This window comes from Variovorax sp. GW823-FHT02B07 (assembly GCF_058797695.1).
Window position 1 is genome coordinate 659973 of the sequence record NZ_JBXAJX010000001.1, and the last position, 26182, is coordinate 686154.

The 26182-nt window shown below is 63.5% G+C and carries 20 protein-coding genes and 1 other RNA gene; 10 read left to right on the top strand and 11 right to left on the bottom strand.

The window, feature by feature from the left end:
• Positions 1–55 precede the first annotated feature (55 nt).
• From lapB to gyrA, 10 genes are all read right to left on the bottom strand, one after another.
• Positions 56–1234 (bottom strand): lipopolysaccharide assembly protein LapB, encoded by a 1179-nt coding sequence (gene lapB / locus AC1RGU_RS03195; protein WP_307584920.1) that lies wholly within the window; start codon positions 1232–1234, stop codon positions 56–58.
• Positions 1224–1559: a LapA family protein gene (locus AC1RGU_RS03200; protein WP_095744339.1), complete on the bottom strand. Its 336-nt coding sequence runs from the start codon at positions 1557–1559 to the stop codon at positions 1224–1226. The genes lapB and AC1RGU_RS03200 overlap by 11 nt, the downstream gene beginning before the upstream one ends.
• 46 nt (positions 1560–1605) lie before the next feature.
• Positions 1606–1932 carry an integration host factor subunit beta gene (locus AC1RGU_RS03205; RefSeq protein ID WP_056582668.1) on the bottom strand — a complete coding sequence of 109 codons (327 nt, stop codon included), beginning with the start codon at positions 1930–1932 and terminating at the stop codon, positions 1606–1608.
• Positions 1933–2012: 80 nt separating this feature from the next.
• Positions 2013–3701 carry a 30S ribosomal protein S1 gene (rpsA, locus tag AC1RGU_RS03210; RefSeq protein WP_062468664.1) on the bottom strand — a complete coding sequence of 563 codons (1689 nt, stop codon included), beginning with the start codon at positions 3699–3701 and terminating at the stop codon, positions 2013–2015.
• A gap of 232 nt (positions 3702–3933) precedes the next feature.
• A complete protein-coding gene (locus tag AC1RGU_RS03215; RefSeq protein ID WP_492694676.1) occupies positions 3934–5952 on the bottom strand; it encodes a bifunctional 3-phosphoshikimate 1-carboxyvinyltransferase/cytidylate kinase in 2019 nt (672 codons plus the stop codon).
• Between the two features lies 1 nt (position 5953).
• Positions 5954–6847, bottom strand: a complete 894-nt coding sequence (locus tag AC1RGU_RS03220) for a prephenate dehydrogenase (RefSeq protein WP_390345520.1) — start codon at positions 6845–6847, stop codon at positions 5954–5956.
• An 18-nt stretch (positions 6848–6865) separates the two neighbouring features.
• A complete protein-coding gene (pheA, locus tag AC1RGU_RS03225; RefSeq protein WP_062468655.1) occupies positions 6866–7987 on the bottom strand; it encodes a prephenate dehydratase in 1122 nt (373 codons plus the stop codon).
• A 24-nt stretch (positions 7988–8011) separates the two neighbouring features.
• A complete protein-coding gene (serC, locus tag AC1RGU_RS03230) occupies positions 8012–9142 on the bottom strand; it encodes a 3-phosphoserine/phosphohydroxythreonine transaminase (protein WP_492694678.1) in 1131 nt (376 codons plus the stop codon).
• A 6-nt stretch (positions 9143–9148) separates the two neighbouring features.
• On the bottom strand, positions 9149–9736 hold the full coding sequence (locus tag AC1RGU_RS03235) for a DUF2059 domain-containing protein (protein WP_492694680.1): 588 nt from the start codon (positions 9734–9736) through the stop codon (positions 9149–9151).
• Complete coding sequence (gyrA, locus tag AC1RGU_RS03240; protein WP_062468652.1) at positions 9733–12378, bottom strand: DNA gyrase subunit A; 2646 nt, start codon at positions 12376–12378, stop codon at positions 9733–9735. The genes AC1RGU_RS03235 and gyrA overlap by 4 nt, the downstream gene beginning before the upstream one ends.
• A 224-nt stretch (positions 12379–12602) precedes the next feature.
• Between gyrA and ompA the strand changes: the two genes are divergently transcribed.
• From ompA to AC1RGU_RS03270, 6 genes are all read left to right on the top strand, one after another.
• Positions 12603–13253 (top strand): outer membrane protein OmpA, encoded by a 651-nt coding sequence (ompA, locus tag AC1RGU_RS03245; RefSeq protein ID WP_062468651.1) that lies wholly within the window; start codon positions 12603–12605, stop codon positions 13251–13253.
• A 129-nt stretch (positions 13254–13382) separates the two neighbouring features.
• The gene (gene ubiG / locus AC1RGU_RS03250; protein WP_492694682.1) at positions 13383–14111 is read left to right on the top strand and encodes a bifunctional 2-polyprenyl-6-hydroxyphenol methylase/3-demethylubiquinol 3-O-methyltransferase UbiG; all 729 of its coding nucleotides are present in this window, start codon (positions 13383–13385) and stop codon (positions 14109–14111) included.
• Entirely contained in the window at positions 14108–14785 is a 678-nt protein-coding gene (locus AC1RGU_RS03255; protein ID WP_223301488.1) for an HAD family hydrolase, read from the top strand. Before ubiG ends, AC1RGU_RS03255 begins: the two co-directional genes overlap by 4 nt.
• A 12-nt stretch (positions 14786–14797) precedes the next feature.
• Positions 14798–15182, top strand: a transfer-messenger RNA (tmRNA) gene (ssrA, locus tag AC1RGU_RS03260).
• A 259-nt stretch (positions 15183–15441) separates the two neighbouring features.
• Entirely contained in the window at positions 15442–16686 is a 1245-nt protein-coding gene (locus AC1RGU_RS03265) for a tyrosine-type recombinase/integrase (protein ID WP_492684908.1), read from the top strand.
• 433 nt (positions 16687–17119) lie between these two features.
• Positions 17120–19843 carry an AAA domain-containing protein gene (locus AC1RGU_RS03270; RefSeq protein ID WP_492684909.1) on the top strand — a complete coding sequence of 908 codons (2724 nt, stop codon included), beginning with the start codon at positions 17120–17122 and terminating at the stop codon, positions 19841–19843.
• Between the two features lie 291 nt (positions 19844–20134).
• Here the strand turns inward: AC1RGU_RS03270 and AC1RGU_RS03275 are convergent, their stop codons facing one another.
• Positions 20135–21454: a porin gene (locus tag AC1RGU_RS03275; RefSeq protein WP_492684910.1), complete on the bottom strand. Its 1320-nt coding sequence runs from the start codon at positions 21452–21454 to the stop codon at positions 20135–20137.
• 386 nt (positions 21455–21840) lie between these two features.
• Here AC1RGU_RS03275 and AC1RGU_RS03280 point away from each other — a divergent pair, with 386 nt between their 5' ends.
• The 4 genes from AC1RGU_RS03280 to AC1RGU_RS03295 all read left to right on the top strand — a co-directional run bounded on the left by AC1RGU_RS03280 (position 21841) and on the right by AC1RGU_RS03295 (position 26022).
• Positions 21841–22329: a nuclear transport factor 2 family protein gene (locus AC1RGU_RS03280; RefSeq protein WP_492684911.1), complete on the top strand. Its 489-nt coding sequence runs from the start codon at positions 21841–21843 to the stop codon at positions 22327–22329.
• Between the two features lie 55 nt (positions 22330–22384).
• Positions 22385–23275: a LysR family transcriptional regulator gene (locus tag AC1RGU_RS03285; protein WP_492694684.1), complete on the top strand. Its 891-nt coding sequence runs from the start codon at positions 22385–22387 to the stop codon at positions 23273–23275.
• 106 nt (positions 23276–23381) lie between these two features.
• The gene (locus tag AC1RGU_RS03290; RefSeq protein WP_492684913.1) at positions 23382–24986 is read left to right on the top strand and encodes a GMC family oxidoreductase; all 1605 of its coding nucleotides are present in this window, start codon (positions 23382–23384) and stop codon (positions 24984–24986) included.
• Between the two features lie 37 nt (positions 24987–25023).
• Entirely contained in the window at positions 25024–26022 is a 999-nt protein-coding gene (locus AC1RGU_RS03295; RefSeq protein ID WP_492694686.1) for a Bug family tripartite tricarboxylate transporter substrate binding protein, read from the top strand.
• The last annotated feature ends 160 nt before the right edge of the window (positions 26023–26182 follow it).

Here is a 26182-nt window from a genome sequence, read left to right on the forward strand (position 1 = left end):
AGTTGACGTGAAAACGGGGCCAGAGGCCCCGTGTGACGATTGTTCTGAACCGTGGTCAGAGTTCTTCCACGCGACGCGGCGGGTAACTGTCCCAGGCCTGGCAGCCGGGGCAGTGCCAGAAGTACTGGTGCGCCTCGAAGCCGCAGGCCGCGCAGCGGTAGCGCATGAGCGGACGGGTCGCCTGGTCGAGCGCGCGTTGCACCTGCGGGTGGAACTGCTCGTGCTCGAAGCGCTCGCCAGCGAGCCAGCGCGAGGCGGCGACCAGCGAGGGCTGGTGCGCGAGGTGTGCGATGTAGCTGTCGCGCGGCGTGGGGGCTTCGGTGGGCGTGTCCGATGGCGTGGCGTCGGGTGTGCCGCCGAGCGCGATCATCGCTTCGAGCACGTCGATCGACGGCGACTCGGCATAGCGTCGTTGCAGCAGCGCCAGCGCCTCGCCTTCGCGCTGCGCGGCCACGGCGGCCTTCTGCAGCGACGCGGCGTACAGCGGCAGCGCCAGCGGCGCCGTGTCGCTGAGCCCTTCGAGCGTGTCGAAGGCCGCGGCGGCTTCGCCGTTGCGCAGTTGCAAGGTGGCGGTGTCGATGGCCGGGCGCGGTGCCTGCGGCGCCAGGGCGCGGGCCTGCGTGAGCAGGTCGCCGGCGCCCTGCAGGTCGCCGGCCGCGACGCGTTCGTTGGCCTGCTCGCACAGGTGGTGGGCGCGGCGCGTGCTGTAGCTGGCCTGGTCGGACTCGTCGAGCTTCTGCGCCACGTCGGCGGCCTGCGCCCATTCGCGCGAGCGTTCGTAGATGGCCAGCAACGCGAGGCGGGCCTCGTTCTCGTAGCGCGTGCCTTCGAGCTTTTGAAGCGCCGCTTCGGCGCGATCGAGCAGCCCGGCGCGCAGGAAGTCTTGCGCCAGCGCGTGCTGTGCGCGCTCGCGGTCGGCACGGCTCAGGTCGCCGCGACCCAGCAGGTGCTCGTGCACGCGCACAGCGCGCTGGTACTCGCCGCGGCGGCGAAACAGGTTGCCGAGCGCGAAGTGCAGCTCCTGCGTGTCGGGGTCGTTCTGCACGGCCTCGATGAAGGCGTCGATGGCCTGGTCCTGCTGCTCGTTGAGCAGGAAGTTCAGGCCGCGAAAGTAGGCCTTGGGCGCCTGCCGGTTCTCGAGCTTGAGCTGGCGGATGTCGAAGCGCGATGCGAGCCAGCCCAGCACGAAGGCGACGGGCAGGCCGATCAGCAGCCAGCTGGGATCAAAGTCCATGTTGACGTACGGCGGGAAGGTCGGTGGCGGAGATGGACGGCGTTGCCGCGGAGGCGGTCGCAGTGGCCAGCGGTGCGGGCGAGGGGGCTTCGGAAACCGCAGGCACCTGGGCCGCGGCGGCGCGGTGTTTCCACCAGCCCGGCAGCATGCCCAGCGCGCCGACCACGAGCCCGCCGGCAAAGGCCGCGAGCACGACGAGCACCAGCGGCGCGCGCCAGTGGGTTCCGAAGAAGAAGTAGACGGTCGCGTCGTGCTGGTTGTTCAGCGCGAAGGCGAAGAGCGTAAAAAAAATGGCTGCCTTGAGCAGCCACAGGAGGTACTTCATAGCTGTTCCCGTTGCCGGGAGCATTCTACGTTTGCATTCATTTGCATCAGGCCTTGCGGCCGGCGGCTTCCTTGCCTGCATCGAGCTCGGCGGTCTTCGCGTCGACGGCTTCGCGCAGTGCCTTGCCCGGCTTGAAGTGCGGCACGCGCTTCTCGGGAATCTGCACGCTCTCGCCCGAACGCGGGTTGCGGCCGATGCGCGGCGGACGGCGGTTGACCGAGAAGCTGCCGAAGCCACGGATCTCGATGCGGTGGCCGCGCACCAGCGCGTCGCTCATCGCGTCCAGGATGGTCTTGACGGCGTATTCGGCATCGCGGTGCGTGAGCTGCGCGAAACGGGCTGCGAGTTCTTCGACGAGGTCTGAGCGGGTCATAGGCCAAACATAAACGAAAAACGTGGACGAAAAAAAAGACAGAGCGGCCCCGGGGGCCTGCCTCTGTCTTCGGACTCAGCTTACTTGTTGTCGCTGTTGTCGAGCTTGGCGCGCAGCAGGGCGCCCAGGCTGGTCGTGCCCGCGTTTTCGCGTGCCGACTGCTGGCTCAGGCTGGCCATGGCGCCTTGTTCGTCGACCATGTCCTTCTGCTTGATCGACAGCTGGATGTTGCGGGTCTTGCGATCCACATTCACCACGATGGCCGTGACTTCGTCGCCTTCCTTGAGCACGTTGCGGGCATCTTCGACGCGGTCGCGCGAGATTTCCGAAGCACGCAGGTAGCCGATGATGTCTTCGCCGAGGTCGATTTCAGCGCCGCGGGCGTCCACGGTCTTGACCTTGCCGGTCACGATCTGGCCCTTGTCGTTCACGGTGGTGAACGTGGTGAACGGATCGCTGTCGAGCTGCTTGATGCCCAGCGAGATGCGTTCGCGGTCGACGTCGACAGCCAGCACGATCGCTTCGACTTCCTGGCCCTTCTTGTAGTTGCGAACGGCGGTTTCGCCGGTTTCGTTCCACGAGAGGTCCGAGAGGTGCACCAGGCCGTCGATGCCGGCAGCCAGACCCACGAACACGCCGAAGTCGGTGATCGACTTGATCGGGCCCTTGACGCGGTCGCCACGCTTCGTGTTCTGAGCGAACTCTTGCCACGGGTTGGCCTTGCACTGCTTCATGCCCAGGCTGATGCGGCGCTTGTCTTCGTCGATTTCCAGGACCATGACTTCGACTTCGTCGCCCAGAGAGACGATCTTGTTCGGAGCGATGTTCTTGTTGGTCCAGTCCATTTCGGAGACGTGCACCAGGCCTTCGATGCCGGGTTCGAGTTCGACGAACGCGCCGTAGTCGGCAATGTTCGTGACCTTGCCGAACAGGCGGGTCGATTGCGGGTAGCGGCGCGAAACGCCCATCCACGGGTCGTCACCCATTTGCTTGAGACCCAGCGAGACACGGTTCTTCTCGGTGTCGAACTTGAGGATCTTGGCGGTGATTTCCTGGCCGGCCTGAACGACTTCGCTCGGGTGGCGGACACGGCGCCATGCCATGTCGGTGATGTGCAGCAGGCCGTCGATGCCGCCGAGGTCCACGAACGCACCGTATTCGGTGATGTTCTTGACCACGCCGCGGACCACTGCGCCTTCCTTCAGGGTTTCCATCAGCTTGGCGCGTTCTTCGCCCATGCTGGCTTCGACCACGGCACGGCGCGACAGCACGACGTTGTTGCGCTTGCGATCGAGCTTGATGACCTTGAATTCGAGGGTCTTGTTTTCGTACGGGGTCAGGTCCTTGATCGGACGCGTGTCGATCAGCGAACCCGGCAGGAACGCGCGGATGCCGTTGACCAGGACGGTGAGACCGCCCTTGACCTTGCCGCTGGTGGTGCCGGTGACGAAGTCGCCCGATTCCAGGGCCTTCTCGAGGGCGAGCCACGAAGCCAGACGCTTGGCGGTGTCGCGCGAGAGGATGGTGTCGCCGTAGCCGTTTTCAACGCTGCCGATGGCAACGGAAACGAAATCGCCGGCCTGGACTTCGAGTTCGCCCTTGTCGTTCTTGAACTCTTCGATCGGCACATACGCTTCGGACTTCAGACCGGCGTTGACGACGACGTGGTTGTGTTCGACACGCACGACTTCGGCGGTGATGACCTCGCCGCTGCGCATTTCGGAACGCTTCAGGGACTCTTCGAATAGGTCGGCAAAAGATTCAGACATTTATGGTTCCTTCCGTCAGGCAGGGTTGGCAGGCGCTCTTGCGAAATTGCGTGCGGCTGCTGTGGGTCTGTAGACGGCGGTTAGGTTGTGGGCGTGAGCCCGGTTGGTTGAACAACCAGCAGGCCGGTGCGCTGTCGCGCGGAAGGAGCCTGCTGGAGCGGTAGGCGCCACCCGGAACACCCGGGAGACGCAAGCCTTTCAAGCGGACTTGAAAGGCTGCACTTCAATCCGCTCAAGCGGACTTGAACGGTTGAATTTCTTGCCACCAGTTCAACACCGTGTCGATCGAGCGTTCGATGGACAGCTGGGAGTTGTCGAGGTGGCGAGCGTCCTGCGCCGGCTTCAGAGGTGCAACGCTGCGGGAAGAGTCCCGGGCGTCACGTGCTTCCAAGTCGGAGCGAAGACTGTCGAGTGTAGTCGAAATACCCTTTGAAATCAACTGCTTATGCCGCCGTTCGGCGCGCTGGGCGGCTCCCGCCGTGAGGAACACCTTGAGCGCCGCGTCGGGGAAGATCACGGTGCCCATGTCGCGCCCGTCGGCCACCAGGCCGGGCAGGCGGCGAAAGCGGTGCTGCAGGTCTTGCAGCGCCTCGCGCACGGCGGGCAGCGCGGAGACGCGGGAGGCGTCCATGCCGGCGGCTTCGGTGCGGATGTCGTCGCTCACGTCTTCGCCGGCCAGCAGCACCTTGCCCTCGGTGAACTGCAGGGGCAGGGCGGCGGCGAGCGCGGCGATCTGCGCTTCGTTCGCGGCGTTGGCCTCCAGGCCGGCGCGGCGGGCGGCGAGCCCGGTCACGCGGTAGAGCGATCCCGAATCGAGGTAGTGGTAGCCCAGCAGGCGCCCCACCTCGGCGGCCAGCGTGCCCTTGCCCGAGGCGGTCGGGCCGTCGATGCAGATCACGGGCACTTCGGCGGCCTCGGCCACGGAGAACAGGGTCTCGAAGTAGTCGGGGAAGGTCTTGGCGACGCAGTGCGGCTCGAGGATGCGCACCGGCACGCCGGCCGGATTGAAGGCCGCGAGCGAAAAGCACATGGCGACCCGGTGGTCGTCGTAGGTGCGGATGCTGGCGGGCCGCCAGCCGGCGGCGGGCAGCGGGTGGACGCGGATGAAATCGGGCCCGGCCTCGACCGTGGCGCCGAGCTTTTGCAGCTCGTTCGCCATGGCGTCGATGCGGTCGGTTTCCTTCACGCGCCAGCTCGCGATGTTGCGCAGCGTGCTGGGGCCGTCGGCGTACAGCGCCATGACGGCCAGCGTCATGGCGGCGTCGGGGATGTGGTTCGCGTCGAGATCGATGGCCTTGAGCGGCCAGGCGCCGCGGCGGATTTCGAGCCAGTTCGGGCCGCTGTCGACCAGCGCGCCCATCTGTTGGGCGGCGTCGATGAAGCGGATGTCGCCCTGGATTGAGGCCGCGCCGACGCCTTCAATGCGGATGCCGTTCTGGCCCGAGACGCCCGTCGCAATGGCGCCGAGCGCTATGAAATAGCTAGCAGAGGAAGCATCCGCCTCGACGTGGATCTCGCCCGGCGAGCTGTAGCGGCTGCCGGCGGGGATGGTGAAGCGCTCCCAGCCGTCGCGTTGCACCGTGATACCGAAGCGCGCCAGCAGGTTCAGCGTGATCTCGATGTAGGGCTTGGAGATCAGCTCGCCGACCACCTCGATCACGATGTCGTCGGCCGCCGCGAGCGGCAGCGCCAGCAGCAGGGCGGTCAGGAACTGGCTGGACACATCGCCGCGCACGCGGATCGGTGCGCCCAGCGCCAGCTCGTCGTGCGACACCGGGTGGATGCGTAGCGGCGGGTAGCCGGGGTTGCCGAGGTAGTCGATGCGGCAGCCGAGTTGCGTGAGGGCGTCGACCAGGTCGCCGATCGGCCGCTCGTGCATGCGCGGCACGCCGCTGAGCTCGAATTCGCCGCCGAGCAGCGACAGCGCCGCCGTCAGCGGACGCATGGCGGTGCCGGCATTGCCCAGGAACAGCGGCAGCAGCGTCGCGCCCAGCGACGGCGGCAGCTGGCCGCCCAGGCCCGTAATGCGCAGCGAGGCGCCGGCCGGCTCGATGCCGCAGCCCAGCGCGCGCAGGGCGTCGAGCATCACGCGCGTGTCGTCGGAATCGAGCAGGTCGTGGATCGTGGTGGTGCCGCTGGCGAGCGCCGCCAGCAGCAGCACGCGGTTGGAGATGCTCTTGGAGCCCGGCAGCCGGACCGTGCCGGCGGCGCCCGCGAGGGGCGGGAGGTCGAGGAAGGCGGTCGAGAACATGTCAGCTGTCCTGCTGGGCCAGAGCGTCGGTGCTCGAATTCGGCCGCCAGGCGGCGCGTGCCTTGCTGGCGGCGGCGATGGATTGCTCCAGGCCCTGCAGGTCGCCGGCGGTCATCAGCGTCTCGAGGTCTTCCAGCGCCTTGCGGAAGGCCTGCGACTGCTGCAGCACCTGCTCGCGGTTGGCGAGCAGCACGTCGCGCCACATGACGGGGTCGCTGGCGGCGATGCGCGAGAAGTCGCGAAAGCCCGGTCCCGCGAGGCTCAGGAAGCGGTCGCCCTGCGGCTGGCCGATGAGCGCGTTGGTGTAAGCAAAGGCCAGCAGGTGCGGCAGGTGGCTCACGGCGGCGAAGGCGGCGTCGTGCTCCTCGTGCGTCATGGTGACGACGTTGGCGCCGATGCCACTCCACACCTGCGAGGCGCGCTGCACGTTGGAGCGCAGCGTGGTCTTGACGGGGGTCAGCACGACCTGGCGGCCGGTGAAAAGCGAGGCTTCGGCATGCTCGATGCCGGAGACTTCCTTGCCGGCGATCGGATGCGCCGGCACGAAGCTGGCGAACTGCTTTTGCAGGCCGTTGCGCGCGGCCTCGATCACGTCGCCCTTGGTCGAGCCCACGTCCATCACCAGCGTGTCGGCCGAGATGCCGTGGCGGATGGCCTTGAAGGTGGCTTCCGACGCGGCCACCGGCACGGCCAGCAGCACGATGTCGGCGCCCGACACCGCCAGCAGCGCCGAGGGCGCCGCCACGTCGATCACGCCGAGCTGGCGCGCCCGCTCGGTGGTGGAGGGCGACTTGCTGTAGCCCACCACGCGTTTCACCAGCTTCGCGCGCTTGAGCGCGAGCGCAAAGGAGCCGCCCATGAGGCCGCAGCCGATCAATCCCAGTTGCTCGAACATCGCGTCGGTCCGTTCGGCTCAGGCTTTGATCGGGTAGGCGCCGAGCACCTTGTAGAAGGCGCAGAGGCCGCGCAGTTCGGCCAGCGCCGCCGCCACGTTGGGCTGCGAGGGGTGGCCGTCGAGGTCGATGTAGAAGTAGTACTCCCACTGGCCGGTGCGTGCGGGGCGCGACTCGAAGCGCGTCATCGACACGTTGTTGGCCTTCAGGGGCACCAGCAGGTCGTGCACCGCGCCGGGGCGGTTGGGCACCGAGACGATCAGGCTCGTGCAGTCCTTGCCCGAGGCCGGCGGCATGGCCAGCGTCTGCGGCAGGCAGATCACGGAGAAGCGGGTGCGGTTGTAGGAGTCGTCCTGGATGGCGTGCGCCACGATGTGCAGGCCGAAGCGGGTGGCGGCGCGTTCGCCGGCCAGCGCGGCCCAGGCCGGGTTGGTGGCCGCGAGGCGCGCGCCTTCGGCGTTGCTCGACACGGCGCGCCGCTCGGCGTTGGGCAGGTGCTTGGACAGCCAGGTCTGGCACTGCGCCAGTGCCTGCGGATGGGCCAGTACGGCCTCGACACCTTCGAGCGAATTGCTGCTGCGCATCAGGTGATGGCGCACCAGCAGGCTGACTTCGCCGACGACATGAGTGGGCGAGTGCAGGAACAGGTCGAGCGAGCGCGTGACCACGCCTTCGGTCGAGTTCTCGACGCCGACCACGCCGTACTGGGCGCTGCCCGCGGCGGTGGCGTGGAACACCTCGTCGAAGCTGGCGCAGTAGATCAGGTCGGCGGCGCCGCCGAAGTACTCGATGGCGGCCTGTTCGCAGAAGGTGCCCTCGGGGCCGAGCACGGCCACGCGTTGGGGCGATTCGAGTGCCAGGCAGGCCGACATGATCTCGCGCCAGATGGCCGCGACATGGAGGTCCTTGAGCGGACCGCCATTGCTTTTCTGCATCTTGTCGATGACTGCGGCGACGCGGTCGGGGCGGAAGAAGGGCGTGCCTTCGCGCTTCTTGACCTCGCCGACCAGCTCGGCCACATGGGCGCGCTCATTGAGCAGGCTCAGCAGCCGTTGATCGAGGGAGTCGATCTGCACGCGCAGACCGGCCAAGCTTTCGGAATTGTCGGGGGTGGTGGGTGGTGTGGGGGCAGAGGCGGTCATCGGTGCGAGCAACAGGGCATGCGCCTACGCATGCGATCGCTCGAATTCTCTCATGTAGGCCACCAAGGCCTGCACCCCTGCCAACGGCATGGCGTTGTAGATGCTCGCGCGCATGCCGCCGACCGACTTGTGGCCCTTGAGCTGCAGCAGCCCGGCTTCGCGCGCGCCGGCCAGGAAGGCCTCGTTGCGCCCCTCGTCGGCCAGGAAGAACGGCACGTTCATGCGCGAACGGCAGTTGGCGTCGATGCGGTTGGCGTAGAAGTCGGAGTCGTCGATGAAGTCGTAAAGCAGCTTCGCCTTCTCGACATTGCGCTGCTCCATGGCGGCAACGCCGGTGAGCGCGCCCTCGGTCTGCAGCAGCAGCCACTGGAACGTGAGCCCCGCCATGTAGATGCCCCAGGTCGGCGGGGTGTTGTACATGGAGTGGTTGTCGGCCACGGTCTTGTAGTTGAACGCGCTCGGGCAGATCTCGAGCGCGTGCCCCAGCAGGTCGTCGCGCACGACCACGATGGTCAGGCCGGCGGGGCCGAGGTTCTTCTGGGCGCCGCCGAAGGCCAGGCCGACGCGGCTCCAGTCGACGCTGCGCGAGGCGACGTGGGAAGAAAAATCGATGACCAGCGGTGCCTTGCTGCCGAGCGCGGCCAGGTCGGGCAGTTGCTGGAACTCGATGCCGTTGATGGTCTCGTTGCTGCACACGTGCACATACGAGGCTTCGGCGGACAGCTGCCAGCTGGCGGGATCGGGCAGCTGCGTGTGCTGGTTGTCGGCGTTGCTGGCCGCCACGCGGGCGGTGCAGTAGCGCTGCGCTTCCTTGTGCGACTTGGCGCTCCAGCTGCCGGTGACGACGAAGTCGGCAACACCGCCGCGCGACAGGTTCAGCGGCACGATGGCGTTCTCGCCGAGGCCGCCACCCTGCATGAACAGGATGTGAAAGTGCGAGGGGATGGCCAGCAGCGTGCGGATGTCGGCTTCGGCCTGGGTGCAGATGGCACCGAATTCCTTGCCGCGATGGCTCATCTCCATCACGCTCATGCCGCTGCCCTGCCAATCGAGCATCTCGGAAGCGGCGCGTTGCAGCACCGCCTCCGGCATGGCAGCCGGACCGGCCGAAAAGTTGTAGGGGCGCTTGCCGGCCGGCGTCTGCTGCTGGGTCACGTTGCTTTACTTCTTGGCGGGAGCCTTGGCGGCGGGCGCCTTGGCGGGAGCTGCTGCACCGTCGGTCGGAGCACCGAGGGCCTTGGCGACGTTGGTGTCGAGTGCGCGCATCTTGGGTTCGATGGTGGCGCGGGTTTCGGTCACCAGCTTTTCCGTCAGAGCGGTCTGCATCTTCGGGTTCAGTTCCTGGTACTTCTTGCTCAGGGGCGAGTTGATCCAGGCCAGCAACTGCTTGAGTTCGTCTTCGCTGAAGTTCTGCTCGAGGATGGGCGTGAGGGCGCCAGGGGCGATCTGCACGGCCTTGTCGCGCACCAGCGGGTAGGCCTCGTCGAAGTACTTCTTCAGCTCGGCGTCGGCGGCCTTGGCGGCGGACTCGCGCTTGGCTTCGGGCACCTGGGTCTGCAGGTACTGCGAACCGGCTTGCGCGATGGGGGCGCTCGATTGCTCGATCAGGCCGCGTGCCAGCGACTCGATGCCGGGGCGCTGGATCTCGATGAACTGCTTGATCAGCGTGGCCTTGTCCTGGGCCATGGCGGCCATGGACGAGCCGGCGAGGGCAGCGGTCAGGAGTGCGAGCTTGAGTTGTTTTTTCACTGAGGATTCTCCGTTGAAGATGTGGAAGTGTCGTCTGCGTCCGGCTCACCTTCGCCGTTCGCGTCGTTTTCGACGATGCGTTGAAGCCCGCTGAGTTTGGCGCCTTCGTCGAGCCCGATCAGCGTGACGCCTTGCGTCGCCCGACCCAGTTCGCGAATCTCGGCCACACGGGTGCGCACGAGCACACCCTTGTCGGTGATGAGCATGATCTCATCGTCCGCATGAACGAGCGTGGCGGCAACGACCTTGCCGTTGCGCTCACTCTGTTGAATCGCGATCATGCCTTTGGTTCCTCGGCCATGACGCGTGTATTCGGTAATGCTTGTGCGTTTTCCGTAACCATTTTCGGTGGCGGTGAGCACGCTCTGCTGTTCGTCTTCGGCCACCAACATGGCGATCACGCCCTGGCCCGGCTCCAGTGACATGCCGCGCACGCCGCGGGCGTTGCGGCCCAGCGGGCGGACGTCTTCCTCGTCGAAGCGCACGGCCTTGCCGTTGTCGCTGAAGAGCATCACGTCGTGCTTGCCGTCGGTCAGCGCCGCGCCGATGAGGTAGTCGCCTTCATCGAGGTTCACGGCAATGATGCCGCCCTTGCGCGGGTTGCTGAATTCGTCGAGCGCCGTCTTCTTGACCGTGCCCATCGAGGTTGCCATGAACACGTACTGGTCGGCCGGGAAGTTGCGCTTCTCGCCGGTGAGGGCGAGGGCGACGTTGATCTTCTCGCCTTCCTGCAGCGGGAACATGTTGACGATGGGGCGCCCGCGCGAACCGCGCGAACCCGCCGGCACTTCCCACACCTTGAGCCAGTACAGCCGGCCGCGGTTGGAGAAGCACAGGATGTAGTCGTGCGTGTTGGCGATGAAGAGCTGATCGATCCAGTCGTCGTCCTTGGTGGACGTGGCCTGCTTGCCGCGCCCGCCGCGCTTTTGCGCGCGGTACTCGCCCAGCGGCTGGCTCTTGATGTAGCCGCTGTGCGAGAGCGTGACCACCATGTCGGTCGGCGTGATCAGGTCTTCGGTCGAGAGGTCGTAGGCACTGTGCTCGACCAGACTGCGGCGGGCGCCGATCTTCGACTGGCCGAACTCCTGCTTGATCTCGCCCAGCTCGTCGCCAATGATGATCGAGACGCGCTCGGGCTTGGCCAGGATGTCGAGCAGGTCGTCGATCTCGGCCATGACGTCCTTGTACTCGGCGACGATCTTGTCCTGCTCGAGGCCGGTCAGGCGCTGCAGACGCATCTGCAGGATTTCCTGCGCTTGCGTTTCCGACAGGCGGTACAGGCCGTCGCCGCCCATGCCGTACTCGCGCTCGAGGCCTTCAGGGCGGTAGTCGTCGGCATTGATCACGCCGCCGTCGGCGCGCGAACGCGTGAGCATTTCGCGCACCAGCTTGCTGTCCCAGCTGCGGGTCATGAGCTCGGCCTTGGCGACCGGTGGGGTGGGCGACTCGCGGATGATGCGGATGAACTCGTCGATGTTGGCCAGCGCCACCGCCAGGCCTTCGAGCACGTGGCCGCGTTCGCGGGCCTTGCGCAGCGTGAAGACGGTGCGGCGCGTGACCACTTCGCGGCGGTGCTGCAGGAAGACCTCGATCAGGTCCTTCAGGTTGCACAGCTTGGGCTGGCCGTCGACCAGCGCCACCATGTTGATGCCGAAGGTGTCCTGCAGCTGGGTCTGCTTGTAGAGGTTGTTGAGTACCACCTCGGGCACTTCGCCGCGCTTGAGTTCGATCACCAGGCGCATGCCCGACTTGTCGGATTCGTCCTGGATGTGGCTGATGCCTTCGATCTTCTTCTCGTGCACCAGCTCGGCCATGCGCTCCTGCAGCGTCTTCTTGTTGACCTGGTAGGGGAGCTCGTCGACGATGATCGCCTGGCGCTGGCCGCGGTCGATGTCCTCGAAGTGGCACTTGGCGCGCATCACGACCTTGCCGCGGCCGGTGCGGTAGCCGTCCTTCACGCCGTTGATGCCGTAGATGATGCCGGCGGTGGGGAAGTCGGGCGCCGGCACGATTTCCATCAGTTCGTCGATGCTCGCCTGCGGATTGCGCAGCAGATACAGGCAGGCATCCACCACTTCATTCAGGTTGTGCGGCGGGATATTGGTGGCCATGCCGACCGCAATACCGCCGGAGCCATTGACCAGCAAATTCGGCAGCTGGCTGGGCAAAACTTTCGGTTCTTTTTCGGAGCCGTCGTAATTGTCCTGAAAGTCGACAGTTTCCTTGTCGATATCGGCCAGCATTTCGTGCGCAATTTTGGCCAGCCGGATTTCCGTATAACGCATTGCGGCGGCGTTGTCGCCGTCGACCGACCCGAAGTTGCCCTGGCCGTCGACCAGCATGTGGCGCATCGAGAAGTCCTGGGCCAGCCGGACGATGGTGTCGTAGACCGACTGGTCGCCGTGCGGGTGGTACTTACCGATCACGTCGCCGACGATACGGGCCGACTTCTTGTACGGCCGGTTCCAGTCGTTGTTGAGCTCGTGCATCGCGTACAGCACGCGCCGGTGCACCGGCTTGAGGCCGTCGCGGGCGTCGGGAAGCGCCCGGCCGACGATCACGCTCATGGCGTAATCGAGGTAGCTGCTGCGCATTTCCTCTTCGAGACTGATGGGCAGGGTTTCTTTGGCGAAGGAGGTCATGAGCAAGAGGCTGGCGGCAGGAAGGCGAAATTTTACGCTGTGAGGGGTGTCGCACCGCCGCAACACAAGGGCTCTATTCCGCCTCCGTCCTACGCTTCAGGGGCGTCCAGCGGCCTGTTTGCCAAAGACCCTATGGCACAATCGTCTCAACGTTTTGGGTGGTGGTCACTTAAAGCGTCCTTGATTCGCAGCGCGGCTGCGGCTTTTTCCCCAAGAGGAGAACCATGAAGAAACTGAATAAAGTGGCGATGATGTTTGCAGTCGCTGCGCTCGCCACTGCCGCCGGCGCGCAGACCCGTGTCACCGCTGCGAACGGCGGTCCTACGATCGACAACTGGCAAAACGGCACCGGCGAACTGGTCTGGAAGAACGGCACGAACGAACTGTGCTGGCGCGATGCCAACTGGACGCCCGCAACGGCTGCCGCCGGTTGCGACGGCGCTCTGGTTCCGGCTGCTCCGGCTGCTGTGGCTCCCACGCCTGGCGCTCCGGTCGCTCCGCCTGCCGCACAAGTCGCTGCTTCGAAGGTCACCTTCGCTGCTGACGCCTTCTTCGACTTCGACAAGTCGGTGCTGAAGCCCGAAGGTCGCGCCAAGCTGACCGACCTGGTCGAGAAGATTCGTGGCGTGAACCTCGAAGTCATCATCGCTGTGGGTCACACCGACTCCATCGGTACCGACGCCTACAACCAGCGTCTGTCGGTGCGTCGCGCCGAAGCCGTCAAGGCCTTCCTGGTCTCGAAGGGCATCGAACGCAACCGCGTCTACACCGAAGGCAAGGGCGAGAAGCAGCCTGTGGCTGACAACCGCACCAAGGAAGGCCGCGCCAAGAACCGTCGCGTGGAAATCGAAGTGGTTGGCACCCGCGCCAACTGATCGATCGATTACATCGACGAATGAAAACCCCGCCTCGGCGGGGTTTTTTTATGCCTGCCGTATTTGCGGCCGTGCCCGATGCAAGCCCATTGCGTTCGAGCCGGGCTTGGCTCGCTTCATAATTGCCCCATGACAGAAAACGTGAATGCAGACCCGGCCGAACTGGCCAAGTTTTCGGAACTCGCACACCGGTGGTGGGATTTGGAGAGCGAATTCCGCCCGCTGCACGAAATCAATCCATTGCGGCTGGAATGGATTGACGGTATTGCGCCTATTGCGGGCCAGCGCGTGGTCGATATCGGCTGCGGCGGCGGCATCCTGGCCGATTCGATGGCGCGCAAGGGCGCCGATGTGCTGGGCGTCGACCTCGCGACCAAGGCGCTCAAGGTCGCCCAACTGCACGCCCTCGAAGCCGGGACGCGCGGCGTCAAGTACCGCGAAATCAGTGCCGAGGCGCTGGCGGCCGAGCAGCCCGGCAGCTTCGATGTGGTCACCTGCATGGAAATGCTGGAGCACGTGCCCGATCCGGCGTCGGTGATCCAGGCCTGCGCCACCCTGGTGAAGCCGGGCGGCTGGGTGTTCTTCTCGACCATCAACCGCAACCTGAAGTCCTTCATGCTGGCGATCGTGGGCGCCGAGTACGTCCTGGGCATGCTGCCGCGCGGCACGCACGAGTACCCCAAGCTGATCCGCCCCAGCGAACTGGCCGGCTACTGCCGCGCTGCCCGCCTGGACCTGCGCCACACCCGCGGCATGGAGCACAACCCGCTGACCCGCCGCTACTGGCTCAGCGCCGACACCAGCGTCAACTACCTCTTCGCGACCCAGAAGCCGGCGCTGCCGGAGGCGCAGGGATGATGAAGATCGGGAGCACGACCACACAGGCCATCCTGTTCGACCTCGACGGCACGCTGATCGACAGCGCGCCCGACCTGGGCGCGGCGGCCGACAAGATGCGCACCGACCGAGGCCTGGCGCCTTACCCGCTGGAGCGCTACCGCCCGATGGCCGGTGCCGGCGCGCGCGGCATGCTCGGCATCGCCTTCGGCATCACGCCCGATGCGCCGGAGTTCGACGCGCTGCGCGAGGAGTTCTACGTCGGCTACGAACGCCGCATGCTGCTCAACACCCTGGTGTTCGACGGCGTGGCGCCGCTGATCGAGGCGATCCGCGAGCGCGGCCTGCGCTGGGGCGTGGTCACCAACAAGTCGGCCCGCTTCACCGAACCGCTGACCGCCGCGATGCCGCTCTTCGCGAGCGCCGGCGCGATCGTGAGCGGCGACACCACGCCGTTCGCCAAGCCGCACCCCGAGCCGTTGCACGAGGCGGCGCGTCGCCTCGGCGTGGCGCCCGAGGCCTGCATCTACGTGGGAGACGACGAGCGCGACATCATCGCGGGCCGCGCCGCAGGCATGGGAACCGTGGCGGCCACCTACGGCTACATGGGTTCTCAGGCCGATGCGGCGCTGTGGAAAGCCGATGCCTCAATCTCTTCGCCCCTGGAGCTCTTGAAGTTACTCAATAGCGCCTAAAATGAGTCGCTTGGGGCTGCACTGGTTTCGACGTGGGTTCGGAGTCGCAGCGGGGCATGTCGAGCTGAATGCGCTCGTAAAACAGATTCAAACAAACTAACTGCAAACGACGAACGTTTCGCACTCGCTGCTTAATTGCCAGTGAGCCTTGCAACAGTTGGCCGATGGGCTGGGCAAGGGGGTCTGGAGCAATCCTGACCTCCCGGCTGCAAGGATAATTACATGGGCTGGCTCCGATCCGGGTACCTTGGGTCGGGGCGAGAAAATAGGGTGCTGGCGTCCGGTTTAGCGTGTGACTGCGCGACTCCGGAAGCGAGACTTAAATCAGATCACTACACATGTAGAACTGCGCGATGAAGGCTTGCGGACGGGGGTTCAAATCCCCCCAGCTCCACCATCACACTGTCCAAAGGCGTCCATCGGCATCCGATGGACGCCTTTTTTCTTTGGAAAATCAACGACTTACTGTCCAGGTGAGTGTGATGCAGTCCGACTGCATCCAGAGCGAAGTGGGGGTGCGGATGGGGGTATGGCGAGGCAAAAACCGTAGAATTTCCTCTCTGTACCCCCTTAAATTGCCTCAATCCCCTGCTGGGGGCACGATTGGCCCACTGGTTCCCAGTCCGTCCCCCGCTTGTCCCGGAGTTCTGTACCCCATGTTGACCGATGTCCGATGCCGCAACGCCACGTGTCCGCCTGATCGTAAACAGGCGCGCTTTGCCGATGCGGGCGGGCTGTACCTCCAAGTTAGCCCGCAAGGCTCAAAGCGCTGGTTTCTGAAGTACCGGGTCGATGGGAAGGAAAAGCAGCTGGCGCTCGGCAGTTATCCGACTGTCACACTGACGGCTGCCCGTCAAGCCCGAGATGCGGCCAAGATGCAGAGGGCTGCTGGTGTGGATCCCATCCAGGCTCGCAAACTCGAGAAGCTCAAGGGGTGGCGTGAAGGAGGGGACACGTTCAAGGCCGTCGCTCTGGAATGGCACGACAAGCAGGTTGGCAATTGGAGTCCGGGCCACGCTGAGCGGATGAAGCGACAGCTTGAGCGAGACCTCTTTCCCTGGCTGGGGGACCGGCGCATGGATGAGATCGAGTCCATGGAACTGCTGGCCGTATTGCAGAAGATCGAGGAGCGGGGTGCCAACGAGACGGCCGACCGCGCGCTGATGTTGGCGCGGCAGGTATACGCGTACTGGTTGCCCACTGCTGACAAACGGCAGCGCAATATCACCGAAGGGCTCCAAAAGCGCCTCACGCCGTACCGCGGCACGCACTTTCCGGCCATTGTGGAGCCGCAGCGATTCGGTGAACTACTACGCGGCATGCACGCCTACAAGGGCGGGCCGGTGGTGCGCACGGCCCTATTGTTAGCACCGATTCTGTATCAGCGTCCCATTAACCTGCGCACGATGGAATGGGCTGAACTGGACATGGACACGGCACTATGGACTATCCCCAGCGCCAAGATGAAGCGCGGGGTGAAGGAGAAAGAGCAAGGCGAGCCCCACATCGTGCCCATGCCCAAACAGGCTGTTGATCTGTTGCGTCAACTCCAGCCATTGACCGGGCGCGGCCGCTACGTTTTTCCGGGCCAGCGCGACCATGACCGACCCATGTCCGACAACTCGGTACGCACGGCTCTCTATGCCCTGGGCGTCGGTAAGGAGCAGAGTTGGCACGGCTTCAGAGCCAGCGCCCGAACCATGATGGTTGATCAGCTCGACCTGGATCCTCTGGCGATTGAAGCGAACCTCGCGCACGCCGTAAAGGATTCCAATGGTCGTAGCTACAACCGCACGCAATACTTGGCGAAGCGGTTCCAGCAAATTCAACACTGGGCTGACTACCTGGACGGCTTGCGCGACGGAGCTGTCGTGGTGCCCTTCAAATCGCGTGCTGCCTGAATACTGGCATGGGCGAGTTCTCAAGAGCCCTGCAATGCAGGGGCCTGCGGCCGGGTGTGCAGGAGGCCCTTTGTCGCGACCGCTAACTCAGCTCACCAACTGCCAGTCGTCCCCAACCTGATAGGTGGAGATCGTCGATTTGGATCGCGGGCTAACGGTGCAGTAGTGCCACGGCTACGTCAGTCCGATAGAGTTCGAGAAAGCTAAAAAAGCTTGGGTCGATGTCTATGAGACCGGCAGCAGCCCACTGACTTCGCCCGACGCATACGCCTGATCAACAGAGACACAGATTTGATGATGCAGTTGAGCGGCACATCGTGTCGCCCCCAATGCAGTGATGGCAAGATGGATCCCCCAACTCGAAAAATCAGAGGATTCGACTTTCGAGGTGGCAGATGTTCCCGGGCTTCGATCGAACTTGTATTAGGGACGCATGACGCAAGAGATCCGTGTTTCCATCTACGTCCAGGGCGAAGACAGGACCCGGCAAATCAGTGACTGGGAGATCCGATGGAATGAACAGCGTGCGGCCTTAACGCTGACCTGCCACTTCCACTCCGGCAAATCATTCTCCAGACCACTCAGCGACTGCCGCGTTACGCCCAGCCGGGAGCAGGAAAAGATTTTGCTGATGAGAAAGGGCAGTGCGGTTGTCACGCCCATCGACAAGGTGGTGATCTACGGCGAGAAGTACGCCGTCGTCCACTCGCCCGGAAATTCCAAGCCCTATGTCAGGAAGCTGGGCGATATCGACTTTGTTCCTCAGACCACGATGAAGGACGAAGCGATCTTCCACTACTTCGTTGCCGTGGCAAACGCACGGGAGCAGCGAGCCACCTCAGCGGTGCAGAAGCAGATCGCCGCCAATGTGGTGCGCCAGCTGGGGAGGTTGCCGGCCTACTCGGGCACCGTCTTGAATGGCTACTGCACGAGGCAGCTCGCCCGACAGGCGCTGGTGACCCCCCTGATCTATCCGTTCGGCGTGAACGCAAGCCAGCTCGTGGCGGTCGAGGAGGCTTTCACTTCGCAAGTCAGCTTGATCGAAGGTCCGCCGGGCACAGGCAAGACGCAGACGATCCTGAACATCATCGCCAATGTCGTGGTGCGCGGGAAAACGGTCGCGGTTCTGTCCAACAACAACGCGGCTGTAGAGAACGTGTATGAAAAGCTGGGCAAAGCTGGGTTGGATTACCTTGTCGCTCGGCTCGGGAGCAAAGAGCATCGAGAGAGATTCTTCGCCTGTATGCCGACCGTGCCGCCGGATGTTCCTGAACCTCCTCCCACGATGGCGCGCATACAAGCAATCCTGGCACAGTTGAAAGACCTTCTGCACGCGCACAACACGGCCGCGCAACTGCAGGCCGAAGTGGACGAACTGGTCATCGAACGGCGCTATCTGTTGCAGTGGCAGCGCGAGAACGGGGTGCAGGCCTCGCCATCTCTGGGCAAGTACGGGCTGTCTCCACGCAAAACAACAGACCTGATGGCCTACCTGTCCCATCTTGCTGAGCAGCGAATCAGGCTTCAGGACAGGATCGCGCTGCTGCTCAACTTCAGGATCTTCCGAACCGAGCCTTTCGGCAATGGGGACAGGCGCCAATCCGTCATCCATGCCTTGCAGCTTCACTACTACGATCAAGCCTTGCGGGAGAAAGAGGCGACCCTGGCTGCTTGCCGGGCATCGTTGGAACGTGGCGAATTCAAGGCTCTGTTGGATGAACTGACAGCGGGTTCGATGCGATATTTGAAGAGCCATCTTCATGCGCATATTCAGGACTCCCAAACTTTCGAAGTAGGGAATTACCATCGAAATTTCGATGCGTTCCTAAAGCGCTTTCCGATCTTTGGCAGCAGCACACACTCCATCGTCAACTCGATCAAAGAGGGAGCGATCTTCGACTACGTCATCATTGACGAGGCCTCGCAGCAGGACATCGTTCCGGGCATCTTGGCACTGGGGTGCGCGAAGAACCTGGTGGTCGTCGGCGACGGCAGGCAGTTGGCGCACATTCCTGTGACGTTGGGCTTAGCGGCGCCCGCTGATGACTGGGATTGCGAGAAGCACAGTCTGCTCGACTCGTGCCTCCGGGTCTTCAAAGAGGCGCTGCCCAAGACACTGCTGAAGGAGCACTATCGATGCCACCCCAGAATCATCCAGTTTTGCAACCAGCAGTTCTATGACAACGCCCTGATTCCGATGACGCAGGACGACGGCCAGCAGGCTTTGCGCCTGGTGATCACGTCCAAGGGCAATCACACCCGCAAGAACACGAATCTGCGAGAACTGGACTCGCTGCTCAAAGCACTCGACGATGCAGGGGAAAGTCTTTGGCAGGGCGAGGATGGCAGGGGTTTCATCGCGCCCTTTCGCGCCCAAGTCGCGCTCTCAAGCACGCACCTGCCAGCGGATTTCATCAAAGAGACCGTGCACAAGTTTCAGGGCCGAGAGTGCGATGAGATCGTCTTCTCTACCGTGTTGGATAAGAAGCGCAGCAGCCAGGCTCGGCTGGATTTCGTGGATGATCCGCGCATGGTCAACGTGGCGGTGTCCAGGGCAAAAAACCGGTTCACCCTGGTGACGGGCGACGACGTTTTTTCCGTCAGCAACGGGTCGATCGCCGCTTTGATACGGTACGTCACCTACTATGCGGATGATGGGCAGGTGCGTCGCGCTCCCGTGGTTTCTGCCTTTGACCTACTGTACAAAGAATACGACCAATCCCTGGCATCGCTCAATGCCAAGCTGCGGCCTGCTGATTCACGCTACAAGTCCGAGCAGATCTTGGCGCAACTGTTACGGGAGGCGATGTCGGAAGCATCCGGCCAGGGGCTGACCTTCCACTCCCAGATCGCTCTAAACAAGGTGGCCTTATCCAGCAATCCCGCCTTGACGGATCGAGAGCGGGCGTTCATGGCGCACCGCGCCAGTTGTGATTTTGTGCTGTATTTCAAGGTAGGAAAGATGCCGTTGGGCGTGATCGAAGTCGATGGCGCATCCCATGACAGACTGGATCAGGCCGAGCGAGATGCCTTGAAGAACAGCATCTTGGAAAAGAGCGGCATTCCCTTGCTTCGCTTGCGAACTGTCGAGAGTCACATCAGAGAAAGGGTCGCCGCATTTCTGGCCCAGTGGACAGGCAACGTTTCAAGCGCGTGAAGAACCTTGTGGCTACCTGTTCCCCATGTGTCCAGCCGGCTGCCGGCGAAAGTGGTATTGCCTTTTAGGGGCATGAGGCATGTATGACTCCGACCCCATCGCATCTTTTCCCCTCGAGGCCCATTGCACCACTGAGTAGTCCATTCCTTTTTAGAGGACCCGAGGTGGAAAAAAGCCGGGCGCAGAACGCCCGGCCCGAACCCGTGGAGAAACTTGCGATCAACTCTGCGGGAAACTCTCTCTGGTTGTGTTTCGGGACCTGGACCCCGTGAGGGCGGGGCAGGTTTGCGCTCAGAACGCGTGCCGAATGCCGAAGTCGAAGCCGGTTGCGCTGCGCGGCCGGTAGCCCGTCACACCGTTGCCGGTGGAAAGATACTGCGCCGAGCCGAGCGCGGTCGCACCCATGATCGCGGGATTGTTCTCGCCATTCTTCACGCGGATGCGGGCAGCCGTCGCATATAGCGCAGTACGCTTGCTCAGGTTGTGTACGTAGCTGATGGCGATCTTGTTCGCCGAAGCATCCCGGCTGGATGCGAAAGGCGTTGGCGGTGTCAGGCCCGGGTCATTCTTGAACTTGACACGCTGGTACGCGAGACGGATGAGCCCGGGACCCACTGGCACCGTGGCACCGATCAGGCCGCCCGTGTACTTGTCCTTTTCAGTTGTTGTGAACGGCTGGCCCGCGAAGGGCACACTGGACTTGAGCTCATCGCGTGCCACCGATACTTCGCCGAACAGTTTCACTACGCCGAAGTCATAGGACGCACCCAGGTTAGCGCTCTTGATCTTGTTTTCGAAGCCCGCACCGGTGGGCAGGCCTGCAGGCGTAACCGCGGTGAAGTCGCCTGCCGTGCTTTCGCCATACGCTACTGCGACGTTCAAAGGCCCGCTTTCATAACCCAGGCGTCCGCCGAAGTAGCGCCCCTTCTTGCTCGGAGTGCCCGCTACGTTGCTCTGATCGACGTTCTCGTGCAGCGCGTACTGCACCTGGCCGTAGACACCGCCGAGGTTGGGCGGCAGGAAGTAGCCGATCGAGTTGCTGGTGCGCACGTAGGAGTCAGAACCACCCAAGCTGATGACGCCCGGATTGGCCGTGGTCGCGGCTCCGCGCACGGAAGCAAGGTTGGTGAAAACTGTATTGATCAGGCTGATACCGGTTCCCACGCCGCCGAGTGGATCGAACACGGTGTCATTCCAGAAAGAAGGCGTGTAGTCGCGACCGAGCCTCAGCTCCCCGAGAGTGCTTGAAGACAAGCTGACGGTGGAGCGGCGATTGAAGTTCTGGGGGCCGCGCGATCCGTCGTCCGGATTGATCTGGCCTTCAAGCCAAAAGCCGGCAGCCAGGCCGCCGCCGAGATCCTCGGTGCCGCGAAAGCCCAGGCGACTAGTGGCCAGGTTGCCCTGCGACATGGCCGTCTGGCTTCGCTTGACGCTCGCCGGCTGGCCGGGCGGTGGAAGCAGGAAGGGGTTGGCGGTGTTGTTGTACCACTCGCTCTTAACGCTGTAGCGGCTGACGGCAACGTCGACGACGCCGAACATGGTCACGGATGATTGGGCCGACGCCGATGCGGCGACAGCCAGCGTTGCCAGTGTGATTAGTGATTTCTGCATGAGTTTGTTTCCTAGTGGGGGTTCGCAGCGCCGGAATACTAGGTTCCACATTCATCGCATCGCTCAGGGTTCCTGCTAGCCTTCGGCAAACTCGAAAGCCTGTGGCTTCGCTCGAACCCGATGGAGCCTTCCTCCATGAGGATGACTGCAGTCGCATGCAGCACGCCGAGCACGGTGAGCCATGACCCTGTGATACCGAATGGCAGCGGCCTGCGGCAGCCCCAAAGCACTGCTCGATGAGTTCTTCCGCCGCGGCTTCGTCGTGGCGCTCTGATTGCGGGCCGATCAAGAAAGCACTTTCAATGCAAGTTCCGATAGTCGAAACAAGTGCCAATATTGTTTCAATGGGTGTATTGTTCCTAGCCTGTTCCTAATCGGAGACTTGCATGGACTTGGAGATGCTTGGGCATCGGGCGTGCATCCAGGACGTCATTGCGCGCTACTTCCGAGGCATCGACAGCGGAAGCAAGGCGTTGGTGCGCAGCTGTTTTTCCGAAGATGCTCAGGTTCTGTACGACGGGCGGGCGCCGGAGAAGGGCATCGATGCTGTCATCGGTTCTCTCAAGACGTTCAAGCGCATTGCCGCTGGTGAAATGCAATTGACCATGCATTTCATGGGCAACTTCAACCTGATACGTCTGGACGGTGACCTTGCGGATACCGAGACCTACGCCATCGCGTTCATGATTCCACCGAAAAACATCTCTGGACAGATGGCTGTGCGAGGCTTGCGATACATCGATCAGTTGCGCCAGGACAGTGGGGAATGGCGCATTGCACAGCGTCGCCACACACTCGATTGGAGCTTTGAAGCGGAGCCAACCTTCGCATCCAGTCTCGCTCAACGAGTGATGGCAACAGGTGCGTCAGCCTGATCGGGGCTCCGGCGGCGTCGCACGGGACGGCCGTGAGGCACGCGACAGTCGCGAAATGATGCGACTTGCGTTCCTGCGGTACTTTACTGTCCTTGCACAGGAGTTGCACTTCGGCCGTGCAGCCGCGAAGCTCGCGATCACACAGCCGACCTTGAGCGGTGCGATCAAGTCGCTCGAAGAGGAGCTAGGTGTGTTGCTCTTTGACAGGGACAAGACGAAGGTGGAACTGACACCCGCCGGCGCGGCGTTCCTCGTCGAAGCGCGACATGTATTCGATGCCGTCTCACGGGCCCGGAATGTTGCGGTGGCAGTGGACCGCGGCATGGCCGGGCGGCTCGACATCGGCTTCGCCGGAACGCTCATTCTGCGAGGTATCCCTCGTATCCTCAACGAATTCCAACGTCGAGCGCCCGACATTGAGGTGGCGCTGCATGAGATTCCATCGAACGAGCAGATCGATCGCTTGCGTCGTGCGCGTCTGAACGCCGGATTCATGTACGCAGCGCCATCGCACCCGGACTTAGATGCAATAGCGATGGAGCCGGATTCCTTCGTGCTCTGCATGCCCGTGCAGCATCCACTGGCTCAGCTTCCCATCATTGAGTTGCATGAGGTAAGGGGCGAGACTTTTCTCATGTTCAACCGTGACGTCAACCCGATGAGTCACGACGCCGTAGTGGGCCTCTTTCACAACGCAGGCATCTACCCGAGGTTCGTCCACTCGATTCGCAACTGGCTCACGATGGTGGCGATGGTCTCGGAGGGCCGCGGCTTGGCGGTGGTTTCCGGCTCCCTTGCTCGCCTGGGGTGGTCTGGTGTTCGCTTCGCACCGATCAGCGGCGAGCCGCTTGACGCTCCTGCATCGCTCGTCTGGAATGCGTCGTCCATGTCGCCCGCACTTCGACAGTTTCTTGATTGCGCAAGGGACGTGATCAGAGCGTTATAGGCGCGAACGTTCAGCTCACTGGAAAAATCGATTGGACCGAAGTGCCGGGCCCATCGAACATGCGATCAGGTCGGCGTGGTCGGCCACCAGAGGAGATACCGAGCGCATGGAGAGTTGGGATTACATAGTTGCTGGCGCGGGTTCCGCGGGCTGTATTGTGGCCAGACGTCTTTCGGACGATCCCACGGTGCGCGTACTACTGATCGAGGCGGGGGAACGCCCCGATCACTTTTGGATCCGCACGCCAGCTGGAATGGCCAAGGTGATCGGTGCCGAGCGCTTCGACTGGCGCTACATGACCGAGCCAAATCCTGAACTCGATGGCCGGCTCATCCCGTCGCCGCGAGGCAAGGCACTCGGAGGGAGCAGCGCGATCAACGGCATGGTGTACACGCGCGGCAACCGTCGCGACTACGACCACTGGGCGTCGCTGGGCAATCGCGGCTGGGCCTGGGACGATGTGCTGCCGTACTTCAAAGGCTTGGAAGACAACGCTCGCGGGGCCAGCGAGTTCCGCGGCGTGGGCGGTCCGATGAGGGTTGGTGACGTGGCGCCAATGTCGCGTGCTGTGCTGGCTTTCATAGAAGCTGCTGCCGAGTGCGGTATCACGCCCCAAGAGGAGCTCAGCGTGGCCGGCGAAGAAGGTGTCGGAAGGCTTCAGGCCACCATCCACCGCGGCCTGAGGCAGACCGCTTACGAAGCATTCATCGGGCCGGTGCGCTCTCGTCCCAACCTCACTGTGTGGAGCAGTGTGCATGTGAGGCGCGTGTTGTTTGAGAACCGGGAGGCCCGAGGCGTCGAGATACTGCAAGGCGGCATGGTGCGCCACGTGTCCGCCACGCGCGAGATCATCCTCTCTGCTGGAGCCCTCAATACGCCCCAACTCCTCATGCTCTCGGGCATTGGAAACGGTGATCATCTCTCGCGCATGGGCATCGCGGCCCAGGTGCACGCACCCGGCGTGGGGCAGAACCTGCAGGACCATTGCAGCGTGCACGTGAAGGTCAGCGCCCGCAGGGGCTGGTCGTATAACCCCGACCTGAGTGGCTGGCGTAAATACTGGGAAGGCTTCAAGTACGTTGCGGTGCGCAAGGGCTATCTCACCGCGAGTTCCACGCCAGCGGCGGCTTTTACGCGCAGCAGCAGCGAGATTGCCTATGCGGACCTAGAGATCGGCTTTCGGCCCATCACCTTCACTTATGCGCCCAGTGGGCTTGTGATGGTCGATCCCACGCCAGCAGTGAGCGCGAACGTGTACCGTGTGCGCCCCTCGTCGCGAGGTGAGATTCTCCTGAAATCCCCCGACGCGATGCAGGCTCCTGAGGTGCACACGAACTTCATGTCCGCGCCCGACGACATGCGTGCCACCATCGCGGGCATTCGCCAGATCAGGCAGATCTTCGCCGCAGCGCCGCTCGCAGGTGCTGTCGAGGCTGAAATCTCCCCTGGCCCGTCGCTTCGCACGGACGATGCGTTAGCGGGGTTCATCCGAAAAAACGGAAAGTCGGCTTACCACCCCGTGGGTACATGCCGCATGGGAAATGATGGGAATGCGGTGGTCGACGATCGCCTGCGCGTGCGTGGCGTCGGGCGCTTGCGCGTGATCGACGCGTCGATCATGCCGACCCTGACCTCGGGCAACACGGCGGCGCCCTCGATGATGATCGGCGAAAAAGGGGCCGCCCTGCTCGCCGAGGACGCCAGGCTTTAACGAGATCGATTCAGCCTCAGACAGACAAGGAGAGGAAATGCGTTCAGACAGAAGAAGGATGGTCAAGGCGGCTTGCGCGCTGCCGTTGTTCGTAGCGGGAGCAACGAGGGCCCAGGCCTTTCCGTCTCGGCCGATCAAGATCATCGTAGCCGCATCCGCGGGAACCGGCATCGATGTGGTGACTCGCGCGCTGGCCGATGCGTTGGCGAAGCAGTTGAACACCGCAGTCGTGGTCGAGAACCGCAGTGGTGCAGGGGGGTTGATCGGCTATGCCTCGGTGGCCAAGTCGCCAGCCGATGGCTACACGCTGATCATGGCGGGCATTCCGCTGTACCTCACGGCGCTGCTGTCCGAGGCGCAGCCGCCTCCGTTCGATGCGTTGACTGACTTCAGTCCCATCGCACGTGTGGCCCGCGTCTCCCAGGCGATTGTCGTGAGCGCGGACTCACCCTACCGCACATTCAAGGACCTACTGAGGGCGATGGAGATGCAGCCCGACCTCATTACGTATTCGTCGCAGGGCGTGGGCAGCACCGCCCACATCTGCATGGTCGCGCTGAATGATTCGAGTACTACGAAGGCACGTCATGTCGGCTATCGCGAAACCACGACAGCGGTGACCGATGTGGCAGGTGGCCGCGTGGACCTCACGTGCCAGGGGCCGGCCTCCGTTCTCTCGCTGGTGCAGGCTGGGAGACTGCGCGCTCTGGCGGTGACGGGAGCGCGACGTCTGGAAGCTCTTCCGAACGTCCCTACAGTGGCTGAGGCCGGCGTGCCCGGCTTCGAGATTTCGTCTTTCATCACGTTGATGGCACCGGCACGCATCCCTGCTGCAGTGCAGCACCGACTGTCCGATGAAGTGACGCGCATCGCGCAGACCCCACACTTCCTCGAGCACCTCAAGGGGCCTCTGATGTATTCCGACGTGGCCGACTACAGGAAGATCGTCGCGGAAGCACCTGCGGAAGCGGCCCGCTGGAAGCGAATGGTGGACCTGATCCGCAATGCGCCGGCTGCGGCTTCAGCATCCCGCTGACGACGGGCTCTGCGTCCATGGAGCCCATTCCCTCGCGGTCCTGACTGGCGCAACGTCGCTTGCAGCGGCAATGCTCCGCCGAGCCTCGCGAATCAGGCACACCGGACGGCGGGATCTGCCCCCGCTCGTGCGCGTCCATTGCAGTTGCCATTGATCGCCG

What these genes read in the sequence shown, in the direction of transcription:
- lapB (WP_307584920.1), bottom strand. Translation starts at nt 1,234, where the DNA reads ATGGACTTTGATCCCAGCTGGCTGCTGATCGGCCTGCCCGTCGCCTTC.
- AC1RGU_RS03200 (WP_095744339.1), bottom strand. Translation starts at nt 1,559, where the DNA reads ATGAAGTACCTCCTGTGGCTGCTCAAGGCAGCCATTTTTTTTACGCTC.
- AC1RGU_RS03205 (WP_056582668.1), bottom strand. Translation starts at nt 1,932, where the DNA reads ATGACCCGCTCAGACCTCGTCGAAGAACTCGCAGCCCGTTTCGCGCAG.
- rpsA (WP_062468664.1), bottom strand. Translation starts at nt 3,701, where the DNA reads ATGTCTGAATCTTTTGCCGACCTATTCGAAGAGTCCCTGAAGCGTTCC.
- AC1RGU_RS03215 (WP_492694676.1), bottom strand. Translation starts at nt 5,952, where the DNA reads ATGTTCTCGACCGCCTTCCTCGACCTCCCGCCCCTCGCGGGCGCCGCC.
- AC1RGU_RS03220 (WP_390345520.1), bottom strand. Translation starts at nt 6,847, where the DNA reads ATGTTCGAGCAACTGGGATTGATCGGCTGCGGCCTCATGGGCGGCTCC.
- pheA (WP_062468655.1), bottom strand. Translation starts at nt 7,987, where the DNA reads ATGACCGCCTCTGCCCCCACACCACCCACCACCCCCGACAATTCCGAA.
- gyrA (WP_062468652.1), bottom strand. Translation starts at nt 12,378, where the DNA reads ATGACCTCCTTCGCCAAAGAAACCCTGCCCATCAGTCTCGAAGAGGAA.
- ompA (WP_062468651.1), top strand. Translation starts at nt 12,603, where the DNA reads ATGAAGAAACTGAATAAAGTGGCGATGATGTTTGCAGTCGCTGCGCTC.
- ubiG (WP_492694682.1), top strand. Translation starts at nt 13,383, where the DNA reads ATGACAGAAAACGTGAATGCAGACCCGGCCGAACTGGCCAAGTTTTCG.
- AC1RGU_RS03255 (WP_223301488.1), top strand. Translation starts at nt 14,108, where the DNA reads ATGATGAAGATCGGGAGCACGACCACACAGGCCATCCTGTTCGACCTC.
- AC1RGU_RS03265 (WP_492684908.1), top strand. Translation starts at nt 15,442, where the DNA reads ATGTTGACCGATGTCCGATGCCGCAACGCCACGTGTCCGCCTGATCGT.
- AC1RGU_RS03270 (WP_492684909.1), top strand. Translation starts at nt 17,120, where the DNA reads ATGACGCAAGAGATCCGTGTTTCCATCTACGTCCAGGGCGAAGACAGG.
- AC1RGU_RS03275 (WP_492684910.1), bottom strand. Translation starts at nt 21,454, where the DNA reads ATGCAGAAATCACTAATCACACTGGCAACGCTGGCTGTCGCCGCATCG.
- AC1RGU_RS03280 (WP_492684911.1), top strand. Translation starts at nt 21,841, where the DNA reads ATGGACTTGGAGATGCTTGGGCATCGGGCGTGCATCCAGGACGTCATT.
- AC1RGU_RS03285 (WP_492694684.1), top strand. Translation starts at nt 22,385, where the DNA reads ATGATGCGACTTGCGTTCCTGCGGTACTTTACTGTCCTTGCACAGGAG.
- AC1RGU_RS03290 (WP_492684913.1), top strand. Translation starts at nt 23,382, where the DNA reads ATGGAGAGTTGGGATTACATAGTTGCTGGCGCGGGTTCCGCGGGCTGT.
- AC1RGU_RS03295 (WP_492694686.1), top strand. Translation starts at nt 25,024, where the DNA reads ATGCGTTCAGACAGAAGAAGGATGGTCAAGGCGGCTTGCGCGCTGCCG.